At 70.2% G+C, this 14,037-nt stretch carries 11 protein-coding genes, 1 tRNA gene and 2 pseudogenes; 5 read left to right on the top strand and 9 right to left on the bottom strand.

Annotated features, from left to right (window positions below; all coding sequences use genetic code 11):
• Positions 1 to 50: 50 nt before the first annotated feature.
• A complete protein-coding gene (locus tag ACLQ28_RS22990; RefSeq protein WP_425688333.1) occupies positions 51 to 503 on the bottom strand; it encodes a nuclear transport factor 2 family protein in 453 nt (150 codons plus the stop codon).
• 86 nt (positions 504 to 589) lie between these two features.
• Between ACLQ28_RS22990 and ACLQ28_RS22985 the strand changes: the two genes are divergently transcribed.
• Positions 590 to 1,177 (top strand): TetR/AcrR family transcriptional regulator, encoded by a 588-nt coding sequence (locus tag ACLQ28_RS22985; protein WP_425688332.1) that lies wholly within the window; start codon positions 590 to 592, stop codon positions 1,175 to 1,177.
• A gap of 33 nt (positions 1,178 to 1,210) precedes the next feature.
• Here the strand turns inward: ACLQ28_RS22985 and ACLQ28_RS22980 are convergent.
• The 7 genes and pseudogenes from ACLQ28_RS22980 to ACLQ28_RS22950 all read right to left on the bottom strand — a co-directional run bounded on the left by ACLQ28_RS22980 (position 1,211) and on the right by ACLQ28_RS22950 (position 6,138).
• Positions 1,211 to 1,282: transfer RNA gene (locus ACLQ28_RS22980), tRNA-Val, on the bottom strand.
• Positions 1,283 to 1,359: 77 nt separating this feature from the next.
• Positions 1,360 to 1,824 carry a peroxiredoxin gene (locus ACLQ28_RS22975; RefSeq protein ID WP_425688331.1) on the bottom strand — a complete coding sequence of 155 codons (465 nt, stop codon included), beginning with the start codon at positions 1,822 to 1,824 and terminating at the stop codon, positions 1,360 to 1,362.
• Between the two features lie 86 nt (positions 1,825 to 1,910).
• On the bottom strand, positions 1,911 to 2,348 hold the full coding sequence (locus ACLQ28_RS22970; RefSeq protein WP_110565654.1) for a DUF3052 domain-containing protein: 438 nt from the start codon (positions 2,346 to 2,348) through the stop codon (positions 1,911 to 1,913).
• Positions 2,349 to 2,461: 113 nt separating this feature from the next.
• Positions 2,462 to 4,432 (bottom strand): annotated as a pseudogene (locus ACLQ28_RS22965) (thiamine pyrophosphate-dependent enzyme); the annotation flags it as partial.
• Positions 4,433 to 4,626: 194 nt separating this feature from the next.
• A pseudogene (locus ACLQ28_RS22960) lies at positions 4,627 to 4,972 on the bottom strand (transketolase); the annotation flags it as partial.
• Between the two features lie 51 nt (positions 4,973 to 5,023).
• Positions 5,024 to 5,428, bottom strand: coding sequence for a MarR family winged helix-turn-helix transcriptional regulator (locus tag ACLQ28_RS22955; RefSeq protein WP_425688408.1), 405 nt, complete (start codon positions 5,426 to 5,428; stop codon positions 5,024 to 5,026).
• Between the two features lie 305 nt (positions 5,429 to 5,733).
• Entirely contained in the window at positions 5,734 to 6,138 is a 405-nt protein-coding gene (locus tag ACLQ28_RS22950; RefSeq protein ID WP_425688330.1) for a YjbQ family protein, read from the bottom strand.
• A 240-nt stretch (positions 6,139 to 6,378) separates the two neighbouring features.
• On the opposite strand from ACLQ28_RS22950, the gene aceE reads away from it, so the two are divergent.
• Positions 6,379 to 9,117 (top strand): pyruvate dehydrogenase (acetyl-transferring), homodimeric type, encoded by a 2,739-nt coding sequence (gene aceE, locus ACLQ28_RS22945; protein ID WP_425688329.1) that lies wholly within the window; start codon positions 6,379 to 6,381, stop codon positions 9,115 to 9,117.
• Between the two features lie 155 nt (positions 9,118 to 9,272).
• Here aceE and ACLQ28_RS22940 read toward each other — a convergent pair whose 3' ends face one another.
• Positions 9,273 to 9,719 carry an SRPBCC family protein gene (locus ACLQ28_RS22940; protein WP_110565650.1) on the bottom strand — a complete coding sequence of 149 codons (447 nt, stop codon included), beginning with the start codon at positions 9,717 to 9,719 and terminating at the stop codon, positions 9,273 to 9,275.
• 187 nt (positions 9,720 to 9,906) lie between these two features.
• On the opposite strand from ACLQ28_RS22940, the gene ACLQ28_RS22935 reads away from it, so the two are divergent.
• The 3 genes from ACLQ28_RS22935 to gltX are packed head-to-tail and all read left to right on the top strand — an operon-like array spanning position 9,907 to position 13,990.
• Positions 9,907 to 11,256 carry a GH1 family beta-glucosidase gene (locus ACLQ28_RS22935; RefSeq protein ID WP_425688328.1) on the top strand — a complete coding sequence of 450 codons (1,350 nt, stop codon included), beginning with the start codon at positions 9,907 to 9,909 and terminating at the stop codon, positions 11,254 to 11,256.
• Positions 11,253 to 12,530, top strand: coding sequence for an MFS transporter (locus ACLQ28_RS22930; RefSeq protein WP_425688327.1), 1,278 nt, complete (start codon positions 11,253 to 11,255; stop codon positions 12,528 to 12,530). The genes ACLQ28_RS22935 and ACLQ28_RS22930 overlap by 4 nt, the downstream gene beginning before the upstream one ends.
• Before the next feature lie 50 nt (positions 12,531 to 12,580).
• Positions 12,581 to 13,990: a glutamate--tRNA ligase gene (gene gltX / locus ACLQ28_RS22925; protein ID WP_425688326.1), complete on the top strand. Its 1,410-nt coding sequence runs from the start codon at positions 12,581 to 12,583 to the stop codon at positions 13,988 to 13,990.
• Positions 13,991 to 14,037 lie beyond the last annotated feature (47 nt).

Genomic DNA, 14,037 nt, shown 5'->3' with positions numbered 1-14,037 from the left:
GCTAGCGGGCCAACCCGGGCCGACCCGGGCCGCTCCAGCCGTGGCGGTTGTCAGCGGCGGGGATCTGGGCCAGCCCCGGGCTCCGAGCTGGCCTCGGTCGGGGTGGCATCGCTGGTCTTGGCGGGGACGGCACGAGTGAGCATGTGCGCCCGGCGCATCCGCCCGTCGGCGGCGAACTGCCCGAAGAAGTACACGTCGACGCTGCCCTCCCGCTTGCGGGTCTGGAAGTGCAGGCTGTAGCGGGCGGCGATCTGGTCTCCGTGTGCGATCGCCTCGTGCACCTCCCACCGGGCACCGGTCTGGTGCTTCCGAGCCGGGCGGGTGTGCGCGATGAGCTTGGTGCGGTCCATTAGGTGGCCGTCGGCGACCTGCACAATGTCGGGCGTGTGGTAGCGGTCGACGACCGCAGCCGGATCCTCGTCGCCGTGGACCAGATCGCTCATGAAGGAGGTGAAGAAGTTGGCGATGAACTCCTTCGGGTCGGTGCCGTCGAAAGCGCCCATATCAACCACCGCCAGGTCGTGATCCGAATGAAACTTTACAGCTTGTAATATATCGACCTTCGAGAAACTTTGGCAAGGTGTAAGAGATGAGTGGTTCAGCGGATCGCAGCCGCCGCGCCGACGCTCGCCGCAACAACAGCGCGATCCTCGACGCGGCAGTCCGACTGCTCGACGCGCAGCCCGACGCCAGCCTCGACGCCATCGCCAGCGCCGCCGGGGTCACCCGGCAGACCGTCTACGCCCACTTCCCGTCCCGCGAGCACCTGATGGCGGCCGTCGTCCAACGGATCAGCGACGAGGCCGTCGCCGCGATGGACGCCGCCGAGCCGGACAACGGATCGGCCGCGGACGCGCTGATCCGCGTCCTCGAAGCCGGTGCCCAGACCGCAGGGCGCTATCCGGTCCTGATCCAGCAGATCGCGTCACTCCCAGTGAGCCCGCACGTCGACGAGGAACGCCACGCCCCGATCGCCGATCGGATCAACCGAGTGATCCAGCGCGGGCAGGCGAGCGGCGAGTTCGACAATGGACTCCCCGCCCACTGGCTCGCCGCGATCACCATCAAGATCGGCCACTCAGCCGGCGAGGAGGTCGACGCAGGCCGGATGACGCAGACCGAGGCCGCCAACGCGCTGCGCACCACGCTGCTCCGGGTGCTCCGCCCGAGGGCCTGAGCTCTCTCAAGCGACTAATGCTGAGGTGAAGGGTGGGCGCGGCAGGTTTCGAACCTGCGACCCCCCGCTTGTAAGGCGGGTGCTCTCCCACTGAGCTACGCGCCCGGATCGCCCGTGCGGCGGGCCGGTGGCTGGCAAGCTTACCTTGCCCGCCGCCGGCCCGGACGCACGGCGTACCCCGGTCAGCTGGTCGCTTCGGCGATGGCCTTGCGCCAGCCCTGCTGGTCGCGGGCCTCGCCCGGGCCGTTCATCTCGGCGAAGCGGACCACGCCGGTCTTGTCGATGACGAAGGTGCCCCGGTTGGCGAAGCCGGCGACGTCGTTGAAGACCCCGTACGCCTGGGCGACGGCACCGTGTGGCCAGAAGTCGGCCAGCATGGGGAACTGGTAGCCCTCACGGTCAGCCCAGATCTTGTGGCTGTAGACCGAGTCGACGCTGACCGTCAGCACCTGGACGTCGTCGTTCACGTACTCGTCGAGGTTGTCCCGCACCTGGCACAGCTCGCCCTGGCAGGTGCCGGTGAAGGCGAGCGGGTAGAAGACCAGCAGCACGGTGCGCTTGCCCCGGAAGTCCGAGAGCCGGACCTCCTGGTTGTTCTGGTCCTTCAGCACGAAGTCCGGTGCATCGGCACCAACCTCGATGGGCATGCGAAGTCTCCTCCGGTCGAGTCAGGCAAACGGCACAAGCCTGCCACCCGGCGGTGCAGACCGCCGGGTGAGCGAAGCTGCACGGGTTACTTCTTGGCCTTGGCCCCTCGGCGCAGCACCAGACGGGCGCCGCTCCAGTCCCGGCCGGCGTTGACGGTCGAGGTCTGCTGAAGGCCGGCAGTGGGCGCGGACTCCGCGACCTCACTCGGCTCGACATGCCCGTCACGCCCCGCCTTCGGGGTGAGGAGCCACACGACCCCGTTGTCGGCCAGCGGGCCGAGGGCGTCGACGAGAAGCTCGAAAAGGTCACCGTCGCCGTCGCGGTACCAAACCAGCACCGCATCGACGACCTCGTCGGTGTCCTCGTCGACCAGCTCTCCACAGCGGTCGGTCAGGGCGTCTCGGAGATCCTGGTCGACGTCGTCGTCGTACCCCATCTCCATGACGACCATCCCCGGTTCGATCCCGAACCGGTCCGCCAGGCTGCGTACCCCGTCGGCGGCCTGACCAGCGGTCGCGCTCACTGTCGCGTGCCTCCTCATCTCGTCCCTGCTCGCGGCGTCGGTGCCGACGCCGTCAGGCAAAGTCCACACAGTTGTGCGTCCGCGCGCAAGTGGCGCACCGGGTGGATCGGAATTTACCGTGCCAGCAGCGTACGGGCACCGTCGGTAATGGCTTCCGCGGAGACCAGAACCTGACGTGCTGCCGGACCTAATGGTACAAACGAGTCAACTCCCGCCACTCGCCGTGCGGCACCGACATATCCGGCGTCGACCAGCGCGGCGATCACCCCCTCGCCGACCCCGCCAGAGCGGCGCGTCTCATCCACCACCAGCACCCGGCCGGTCGCCGAGGACTCCCGGATGATGTCGGCCACCGGCAGCGGGGCCAGCCAACGCAGGTCCACCACCCGGGTGCCCACCCCCTCCTCGGCGAGGACCGCCGCAGCCCGCAGCGACATCCGCACCCCGTTACCGAAGGTGATGATTGTCAGGTCGTCGGCTGAGCCGACCCGGTAGACCCGAGCCCGGCCGATCGGCACGTGCCCGGCCACCCACCCGCCGGGCTCCGGATAGCCGGACAGCCACTCCCCGTCGCCCTCGGCGTACAGGTCGCGGGTGTGGTAGAGCGCGATCGGCTCCAGGAACACGCACACACTGCCGTCCACCGCCGCGCTGGCCAGGCAGGTCCGCAGCATGGGCGCGGCATCGTCCGGCCGCGCCGGCACCGCGATCACCAGACCGGGCACATCCCGGAGTACGGCCACCGAGTTGTCGTTGTGGAAATGCCCTCCGAACCCCTCCTGGTACGCCAGCCCAGCCACCCGCACCACCATCGGATTGCGGAACGCCCCCTGCGAGAAGAACTGCATGGTGGCCGCCTCGCCGCGCAGCTGGTCCTCAGCGTTGTGCAGGTACGCCAGGTACTGGATCTCCGGCACGGGCAGCATCCCGGCCAACCCGGCACCGAGGCCCAGCCCGAGAACCGACGTCTCGTCGAGCAGCGTGTCGAAGACCCGGGCCGCCCCGAAACGGTCGCGCAGCCCCTTCGTCACCCCGTACACGCCACCCTTGGCTGCCACGTCCTCCCCGAAGACCGCCATCTGCGGATGGTCGAGCATCCCGTCGGCGAGCGCCGCGTTGATGCTCTGCGCCAGGGTCATCGGGCCGGCCAGCTCCGGTGGCTTGCCGCCGAACGCCTCAGCCCGGGCACCCGCGCCCGGCCCGCTGGCCCGCGCCGCGGCGTCCGCCACCGCCCGCGCCAGCCGCACCGGGCGGCGGGGCGCCAGCGCCGACACCACGTCGGCCGCGGAGACCAGCTTCGGCTCGCCCAGCACCTCCTCGGCCAGCCGGCGTACCTGCCAGCCAGTTTCGTCGTACCGGGCCAGCAGTTCCTCGCCCGTCGCCACGCCGGCGTCGACGAGCAGCCGTGCGGTGGCGGCAACCGGGTCCCGGTCCAGGTCCTCGGCCAGCTCAGCCGGGCTGCGGTACGCCGACTCCGCGTCCGCCCCGGCGTGTCCCATCAGCCGTACCGTGCGCAGGTGCAGCACAGCCGGTCGCCGGGTCCGGCGCACCCAGGCCGCAGCCTCGGCCGCCACCTCGTACGTCTGTACCGGGTCAGCTCCGTCCGCGCTGAAGTAGCGGATGCCCGGCTTGGCCCGCAGGGCCGCCTCGACCCAGCCCTCCGGTGAGCGGACGCTGATGCCCAGCCCGTTGTCCTCGCAGACGAAGAGCACCGGGATGCGCAGCCCGGCGTGGTCGTACCAGCCGGCGGTATTGAAGGCGGCGGTGGCACTGGCGTGGTTGACCGAGGCATCGCCGAAGGAGCACACCACGATCGCGTCCGGTGGCCACGGGGCGTGCGCGGCGCCCGCCCCGCTGCCGACCCGGACCCCGACCCCGGTACGCCGCCCAGCGCTGTCCAGCCGGCGCAGCCGCTCCACGGCCAGTCCCATCCCGACCGCGCGGGGCAGGTGCGAGGCGATGGTGGAGGTGGTCGGCACGATGGCCAGGTCGGCTCGGCCGAACACCTTGTGCCGGCCGCCGGCGATCGGATCCTGACTGGAGGCGGCCATCCCGCGCAGCACGTCCCGGGCCGCGTCCGCGTACGCCGCGAACCCGCCGGCAGTCGGCTCGGACCCGGACCGTCCCGGGTCGGCGGACCGCTCTGCGTCGACGGACCCTTCCGGGTCGGCGGACGGCTCGGGGACGCCGGACCGCTCGGGGTTGACGGACCGCTCCGGGACGACGGACCGCTCCGCGTCGACGGACCGCTCCGCGTCGGCGGGTGCCTCTGGGTCGGCGGCTGCCTGCGCGGCGCGGTGGCAGTAGAAGGCGCCGGATCGGTAGTGCAGCAGCGCCGGATCGGTGGGGCGCAGCGCGGCGGCGACAGCGGCATTGCCCTCGTGCCCGGCCGAGCTGATGGTGTAGAAACCCTCCCCGAAGCTGCGCAGCCAGCGGCCGGCAAGGTCGAGCTGCCGGCTGGTCACCTGCGCGTCGAACAGGTCCAGCACCTGTGCGCCGGTCAGTGGGGCATCGTCGGTGACCGGGTCGGCTGGGTCACGCCGCCGCTCCGCGGCGGGTAGCGCCGCCAGCGTCTCCCGGAACCGGTCGTCGAGATCTTGCGGGGTGGTCACGTGGGACAGCATTACCGACGGGAGCCCTGGTCGCCCAGAGGGACACGGCCCGCGCGGGTCGACTCACTCCGGCACACAGGGCTCCGGACAGCCACCGTCGGACATCTTCCAGACCAGGTCACGAAGGGTGCTCAGCTCCCGGTCGGTCAGCCCGGAGAGGAGTCGGGAGTCAGACATCACTCCGGTCACCCGATTCCGGACGCCGCGGCCCTCCCCGGTCACCACAAGTGTCTTCTGCCGACGGTCCGCCGGGTCGGTGCGCCGCTCGACCAGCCCGGCCTGCTCCAGCTTGTCGACAAGCACCGTCACGTTCGACCGTTCGCAGCCCAACCGCTCGGCAAGATCGCGGGCCGGCAGCGGGTGGTCCGGGTCCAACTCGTGTAACGCACGGGCCGCAGCCGGGGTGAGCCCCAGCTCAGCGAACGCGGAGCCCTGCCGGTGTCGCAGAGCGGCGGTCATGTGCGCCATCCGGCGCACCACATCGGCGGCGAGATCAGCTCGATCCACCGGTCCACCTGTCGCGAGGGTCCGCCTCCTGCGTCACGGCCACAGCGTACGCAGTGCGCCGTTCGTCCAATTCAGCGAACAGGATCGGGCACACCGACCGGACAGGCAGAACCGGTCGCGGCTCGGCCAGACGGAGGCCGCCCGCACACCCAGCCTGGCCGCGCTGACGCGTCAAGATCCGCGCAAGATCAGGGAAAGCGCTGCGTCGGAAGGCGTTGAGGCAGCAGTTTCGGTGAAGTTGCGCGGATCTTGAGACGGGACGGCGGTCAGCCGGGGAGGAAGGAGAAACGGACCTGGCGGGTCGGGTTGTCACCGTTGGTGTCCACCAGGCAGATCGACTGCCAGGTGCCGAGCGCCAGCCGCCCACCGAGCACCGGCACCGTGGCGTACGGCGGGACGAACGCCGGCAACACATGGTCGCGGCCATGGCCGGGCGAGCCGTGTCGGTGCCGCCAACGGTCCGCGGTGGGGAGCAGATCGTCCAGCGCGCTGAGCAGGTCGTCGTCGGAGCCCGCCCCGGTCTCGATGATCGCCAGTCCGGCGGTGGCGTGCGGCACGAAGACGTGCAGCAGGCCATCCCCCTCGCCTGCGACGAACTGCTCGGCCTCCGCGGTGATGTCCCGGACGGTCGGCCGGGCCCCGGTCTGGACGGTGATCACGTCACTGCGCATACGTCGCATTCTGCCGCAGGGCGCGGTCAGGAGCCGCCGCCACCAACGGAGTCGCCAGTCTCAGCCGCCCGAGTCGCCCCCGACGGGTTTGAACATGGGGAAAGGGCGACCGTAGCCCTAAGTTACCGACGAGTACCTGTGTTCAGCATCGCGTCGGGGGCACCTAGGCGTGACGGCGGGTGGCACCAGGGGGCAGGATGGCGCTAGAGACCTATCCCACACACAACCGAGGGAACGCCTGTGGCTACGGAACGCAAGCGCCCGGTGATCAGCGACGGCCTACCGAGCCAGCTTCCGGACATCGACCCTGAAGAGACAAGCGAATGGGTCGAGTCGCTTGATGGTGTCATCGACGATCGCGGTGCCAAACGTGCCCGGTACGTCATGCTGCGCCTGCTGGAGCGGGCCCGCGAGCGCCAGGTCGGGGTTCCGCCCCTGACCACCACCGACTACATCAACACCATCCCGTCGGAGCGCGAGCCGTGGTTCCCGGGTGACGAGCACGTCGAGCGACGGATCCGGGCGTACGTCCGGTGGAACGCCGCCATGCTGGTGCACCGGGCACAGCGCCCGGAGATCGGCGTCGGCGGGCACATCTCCACCTTCGCCAGCTCGGCGTCGCTCTACGAGGTGGGCTTCAACCACTTCTTCCGGGGCAAGAACCACCCGGGCGGCGGCGACCACATCTTCTACCAGGGCCACGCCTCGCCCGGCATGTACGCGCGGGCGTTCCTGGAGGGGCGGCTCAGCGAGCACCAGCTCGACGGGTTCCGCCAGGAGCTGTCGCACCCCGGTGGCGGGCTGCCTTCGTACCCGCACCCGCGGCTGATGCCGGACTTCTGGGAGTTCCCCACCGTCTCGATGGGTCTCGGCGGTCTGAACGCCATCTACCAGGCCCGATTCAACCGGTACCTGCAGCACCGGGGCATCAAGGACACCTCGCAGCAGCACGTCTGGGCGTTCCTGGGCGACGGTGAGATGGACGAGCCGGAGACGCTCGGTGCCATCGGTGTGGCCGCCCGCGAGGAGCTCGACAACCTCACCTTCGTGATCAACTGCAACCTGCAGCGGCTGGACGGCCCGGTCCGGGGCAACGGCAAGGTCATGCAGGAGCTGGAGTCGTTCTTCCGGGGTGCCGGCTGGAACGTCATCAAGGTGGTCTGGGGTCGCGAGTGGGACCCGCTGCTCGCCGCGGACACCGACGGCGCGCTGGTCAACCTCATGAACACCACGACCGACGGCGACTACCAGACCTACAAGGCGGAGTCGGGCGCGTACGTGCGGGAGCACTTCTTCGGCCGCGACGCGCGGACCCGCAAGATGGTCGACCCGCTGAGCGACGACGAGATCTGGAACCTCAAGCGGGGTGGGCACGACTACCGCAAGCTCTACGCGGCCTACAAGGCGGCTACCGAGCACACCGGTCAGCCCACAGTCATCCTGGCGAAGACGATCAAGGGCTGGACGCTCGGCTCGCACTTCGAGGGCCGCAACGCGACCCACCAGATGAAGAAGCTGACGCTGGAGGACTTGAAGACCTTCCGCGACCGGCTCTACCTGGACATCCCGGACTCGGCGCTGGAGGACAACCCCTACCTGCCGCCGTATTACCACCCGGGCGAGAAGTCCGAGGAGATGGCGTACCTCAAGGAGCGGCGCGAGCAGCTCGGCGGGTACCTGCCGTCCCGGCGGACCAGCACCAAGCGGCTGGCCATCCCCGGTCCGGAGCGGTTCGCCGACGTCAAGCGCGGCTCGGGCAAGCAGAAGGTGGCCACCACGATGGCCTTCGTCCGCCTGCTCAAGGACATCATGAAGGACAAGGAGTTCGGCAAGCGCTGGGTGCCGATCATCCCGGACGAGGCTCGCACCTTCGGCCTCGACTCGATCTTCCCCACCGCGAAGATCTACTCGCCGCACGGCCAGCGCTACACCTCGGTCGACCGGGAGCTGTTCCTGTCGTACAAGGAGTCGACCACCGGGCAGATCCTGCACGAGGGGATCAACGAGGCCGGCTCGGTCGCCTCGTTCACCGCGGCTGGCTCGGCGTACGCCACCCACGACGAGCCGATGATCCCGATGTACATCTTCTACTCGATGTTCGGGTTCCAGCGGACCGCCGACGGGCTGTGGGCAGCCGCCGACCAGATGGCCCGAGGCTTCCTGCTCGGCGCCACCGCTGGGCGTACGACGCTCAACGGTGAGGGCCTGCAGCACGAGGACGGCCACTCGATGCTGATCGCCGCCACCAACCCGGCGGTGGTCGCGTACGACCCGGCGTTCTCGTTCGAGATCGCGCACATCATGGAGCACGGCCTGCACCGGATGTACGGGGACGCGCAGGAGAACGTCTTCTACTACCTGACGGTCTACAACGAGCCGATCCTGCAGCCGGCTGAGCCGGCCGGTGTGGACGTGGAGGGCCTGCTCAAGGGCATCTACCGCTACTCCCCGGCACCGCAGGTCGACGGTCCGAAGGCCAACGTGCTCGCGTCGGGCACCGGGATGCAGTGGGCGCTCAAGGCCCAGCAGTTGCTCGCCCAGGACTGGGGGGTGGCCGCCGACGTCTGGTCGGTGACCTCCTGGACCGAGCTGCGCCGCGACGCTGTCGAGGCCGAGGAGTTCAACCTCCTCAACCCTGGCACCGAGGCGAAGGTTCCGTACATCCAGCAGAAGCTGGCTGATGCGGACGGGCCGAAGGTCGCGGTCAGCGACTGGATGCGTGCGGTGCCGGATCTGATCGCCCGTTGGGTGCCTGGCGACTACACGTCGCTCGGCACCGACGGCTTCGGCATGTCGGACACTCGGCACGCGCTGCGCCGGCACTTCCACGTCGACGCGGAGTCGATCGTGGTGGCCACGCTGCGGCAGCTCGCCCGCAGCGGCGCGGTGGCGGCCACCGTGCCGGCCGAGGCGGCCAAGAAGTACGCGATCGACGACGTCAACGCCGCCCCGGTCGGCGAAACCGGCGGCGACAGCTGACAAGTGCACAACCCCAGAAGGGCCCGGCGCCAACGCGCCGGGCCCTTCTGGCTGTAACCCCCACCCCACCGAGGCGGGAGGGGCGGTGGTCCGGGGTCCCTGGCGGGGATCCGGACCACCGCCGGGGCGGGTGACGCCGGGAGGATGGGCGCTCGTCAGCCGACGGCGGCCAGGTCGGTGAGCCGGGCCAGCGAGTCCTCCAGGTCGGCGCCGACCCGACGCAGTCCGAGGCGCAGCAGGGCTGCCTTGACCGGGCCGGCCGGCCAACGGACCACGATGAGCCGCACGATCGTGCCGCCTTCCTCCTCATCGGAGGTGAGCTGGACGTAGATCTCGGTGCGCGCTTCCGCACGAGCACCGGCGCCCTTGGCCCGTTCCCGCCAGCCGATCAGCGTCGGCTCCTGATAGGCGATCACCTCGGCCTCATGCGCCGAGCCGCGCCCCGCCTGGACCAGTTGTCGCCGCCCGAAGCCCTCACCCGAGAGCACTTCGGCCGCGCGGACCCCCGCCAGCCAGGCCGGCAACTGCTCGGCCCGCTGTACGACATCCCAGACCACTTCAATCGGCGCCGCCACGTGCGCACTGCGTTCAACGAGGATCATTTCCGTCTTCCTCCGGTGAGGACATCACACGATATCGGCACTCTATGCGCTAAATCGGACTTACCTGGACGGGTTCGGAAAAAGACACGCCGATCAACCATTGCGGATTGCGTCAGAGCGGCCTATGGCGCATTCATCGAGAGCGCCCTAAAGTCCCGAACACGTTTCACGTTGAGCGGGAGGGCGCATGTCGACCGCACCGATGCCCCAGTTCCCCACCGGCTTCCGCTGGGGGGTCTCCACATCGGCCCAGCAGATCGAGGGTGCCGTCACCGCCGATGGGCGCGGTCCGTCCATCTGGGACACCTTCGCCCACTCCCCCGGCCGCATCAGCGACGGCAGCAGCGGCGACGTGGCCTGCGACCACTACCACCGGCACAGCGAGGACGTGGCGCTGCTGGCTGGGCTGGGCGTCTCCGGATACCGCTTCTCCATCGCCTGGCCCCGGGTGCAGCCCACCGGCGCCGGCCCGGCCAACGCCGCCGGCCTGGACTTCTACGACCGACTGGTGGACGACTTGCTGGCCGCTGGCGTCGACCCGGTGGCGACCCTCTACCACTGGGACCTGCCGCAACCCCTCGAAGACGCTGGCGGCTGGCTGCACCGCGACACCGCCGCCCGCTTCGCCGAATACGCCGATCTGACCGCCGCCCGACTCGGCGACCGGGTCCGGCTCTGGATCACCCTGAATGAACCCTTTATCCACCTGAGCCTCGGCTACGGCATGGGCGAGCACGCTCCCGGCCGGACGCTGCTCTTCGACGCCTTTCCCGTCGCCCACCACCAACTGCTCGGGCACGGTCTCGCGGTCGCCGCACTGAGGGCCCGCACCGCCAGCCCGGTGGCGATCGCCAACAACTACTCGCCCGTCCGGGTGCTCGGCGACCGCGACGCCGACCGGGCCGCCGGGGCCGCGTACGAAGTGCTGCACAACCGGCTCTTCACCGACCCGCTGCTCGGCCGCGGCTACCCGGAGCTGCCCGGCTTCGACCCGGGCGTCGTCCACCCCGGCGACCTCGACACGATCGCCGCACCGATCGACGTGCTCGGGGTCAACTACTACAACCCCACAGGGGTACGGGCCGCCGCTGAAAGCTCGCCTCTGCCGTTCGACCTCGTCGCGCTGGACGGCTACCCGCGTACCGCCTTCGACTGGCCGGTCGCCCCCGACGGGCTGCACGAGCTGCTCCGCTGGCTGCACGACACGTACGGTGACGCGCTGCCGCCCATCGAGATCACCGAGAGCGGCTGCGCGTACGACGACGCACCGGACGCGGACGGGCAGGTGGCCGATCCGGAGCGGATCGCGTACCTCGACGGGCACCTGCGGGCGGTCCGGACCGCCCTCGACGACGGAGTCGACGTGCGCGGGTACTTCGTCTGGTCGCTGCTGGACAACTGGGAGTGGGCCGAGGGCTTCACCAAACGCTTCGGCCTGGTCCACGTCGACTACGCCACCCAGACCCGTACGCCGAAGTCCTCGTACACCTGGCTGCGGGACGTGATCGCGGCCTCCCGGGACGGGTTGCTGCGGTGACCACCCTCGACCCGACGCCGGCGTCGCTGCCGGCCGCGCTCGCCGAGCCAACCGTGCCGGTGCGACGCGGCTGGATCGGGTTGATCTTCGCCGCCAACCTCGGTGTCTGGATGGCGTTCTTCACGCCCATCCAGGTGTTGCTGCCGCAACAGATCGAGCTGATCGCGCCGGGCGACAAGGAGAACATGCTGGCGGTGGTGACCGGCCTCGGTGCGCTGGCCGCGGTGCTCGCCAACCCCCTCGCGGGCGCGTTCTCCGACCGGACCTGCCTGCGGGTGGCCGGCCGGGAATTCGGTCGCCGGCACGTCTGGACCGCGGGCGGGGCCCTGCTCGGCGCGGCGGCCCTGGTGCTGCTGGCCCAGCAGCGGACCATCCTCGGCGTCGCCCTCGGCTGGGTCGCCGCACAGGTCTGCTTCAACGCCATGCTGGCCAGCCTCGCCGCGGCCATCCCGGATCGGGTGCCGGTGGCGCAGCGCGGCGGCGTCTCGGGCTGGGTGGGCATCCCGCAGGCGCTCGGGCTGGTGCTCGGCGCGGTGCTGGTCACCGCCGTGGTCACCGGCAACGCCGCCGGTTACCTGGCCATCGCGGCGGCCATCCTGCTGCTGTCGCTGCCGTTCGCGCTGCTCACCCCCGACGAACCGCTGCCGCGTACGCATCGGCCGGTGTTGCGGACGCGGGCGCTGCTGGCTTCGATGTGGATCAGCCCGCGCCGGCACCCGGATTTCGCCTGGGCCTGGATCACCCGGTTCCTGGTCCAGCTCGGCAACGCGTTGGGCACCCTCTACCTGCTGTATTTCCTCACCGACGGGGTTCGCCACCCCGATCCCGAGGGTGGCCTACTCGTGCTGATCCTGCTCTACACGCTCGGCATGATGCTGACCGCGGTGGTCGCCGGCCGCATGTCGGACCGTTCGGGTCGCCGCAAGATCTACGTGATCACGTCTGGGCTGATCATGGCGGTGGCCGCACTGCTGCTCGCGGTCGCGCCGGTCTGGCCGATGGCGATCGTCGCCGCGTTGCTGCTCGGCGCCGGCTACGGCGTCTACCTCTCGGTGGACGCCGCGTTGATCACCCAGGTGCTGCCCCGAGCCACCGATCGGGCCAAGGACCTCGGCGTCATCAACATCGCCAACTCCGCGCCGCAGGTGCTCGGCCCGGCGCTCTCCGCGCCGCTCGTGGTGTACCTGGGCGGTTACCCCACGCTCTACGCGGTCACCGCCGTGGTCACGCTGATCGGCAGCGCCCTGGTCGTCAAGATCCGCTCGGTCCCGTAAGTCAGGGGCCGTGGCGGAAACCCTTCGACGCTCGCCGTAGGCTGGGGGACGTGACGGTACGTGTGCGCTTCGCCCCTTCCCCGACCGGTATGTTCCACGTCGGCGGTGCCCGCTCGGCGCTGCAGAACTGGATCTACGCCAAGCAGCAGGGCGGGGTGTTCGTGCTGCGCATCGAGGACACCGACGCGGCGCGCAACAAGCCCGAGTGGACCGAGGGCATCCTCTCCGCCCTGGACTGGATCGGCATCTCCCGGGGCAGCTACGAGGGCCCGCACTTCCAGTCGGAGAACGCCGGCGAGCATCGGGCCGCAGCCACCCGCCTCTACGAGTCCGGCCGCGCCTACTACTGCGACTGCACCCGCGAGGACGTGCAGGCCCGCACCGGCTCGCAGTACCAGGGCTACGACGGCTACCACCGCGACCGCAACCTGGGCCCCGGTGTGGGGCACGCGCTGCGCTTCCGTACGCCCGACGAGGGCACGACCGTGGTGGTCGACCTGATCCGCGGTGAGCCCACCTTCGAGAACAAGCTCATCGAGGACTTCGTCATCGCTCGGGGCGACGGCTCGCCGGTCTTCCTGCTGGCCAACGTCGTCGACGACATGACCATGGGGATCACCCATGTGATCCGGGCCGAGGAGCACCTACCCAACACCCCCAAGCAGCAGCTGCTCTGGGACGCGCTCGGGGTCAAGCCCCCGATCTGGGCGCACGTGCCGGTGGTGGTCAACGAGAAGCGGCAGAAGCTCTCCAAGCGCCGGGACAAGGTCGCCCTGGAGGCGTACCGCGATGAGGGCTACCTCGCTGGCGCGATGCGCAACTACCTGATGCTGCTCGGCTGGGCACCCTCCGGGGACCGGGAGATCGTGCCCTGGTCGGTGATCGAGGACGAGTTCCGGCTCGACGAGGTCAACCTCTCCTCCGCGTTCTTCGACGAGAAGAAGCTGCGCGCGTTCAACGGTGAGTACATTCGCGCGCTGTCGGTGGCCGAGTTCATCGACGCCTGCCAGCCGTGGCTGACCGGCACCGAGACCATCGCGCCGCCGCCGTGGCAGCCGGAGGAGTTCGACGCCGACGCGTTCGCCGCGCTCGCCCCGCTGGCCCAGACCCGGCTCGCGGTGCTCAGCGAGATCGTGCCGAACGTCGACTTCCTCTTCCTGGCCTCGCCGCTGATCGACGAGGCCGCCTGGGCCAAGACGATGAAGGACGGCTCGGCCGAGCTGCTGGACGCCGCCATCGTTGCGTTCGAGGCGCTGGAGTCCTGGGATGCCGAATCGCTGAAGTCGACGCTGGAGGCGGTCGGCGCGGAGCGTGGTCTCAAGCTCGGCAAGACGCAGGCACCGGTACGGGTCGCGGTCACCGGCCGCACCGTGGGCCTGCCGCTGTTCGAGTCGCTGGAGGTGCTCGGTCGCGAGCGCACCCTGACCCGGATGCGCGCCGCCCGACTCCGCCTGGTCTGAGGGCCCCCGCACCGGCCTCGCGGCGTCAGCTGACGCCGCCGGCCGCA

Origin of the sequence: Micromonospora sp. DT201, from assembly GCF_049841575.1 — a bacterium.
Taxonomy (GTDB): Bacteria; Actinomycetota; Actinomycetes; order Mycobacteriales; family Micromonosporaceae; genus Micromonospora.
This window is presented reverse-complemented; position numbering and strand designations above follow the sequence as displayed.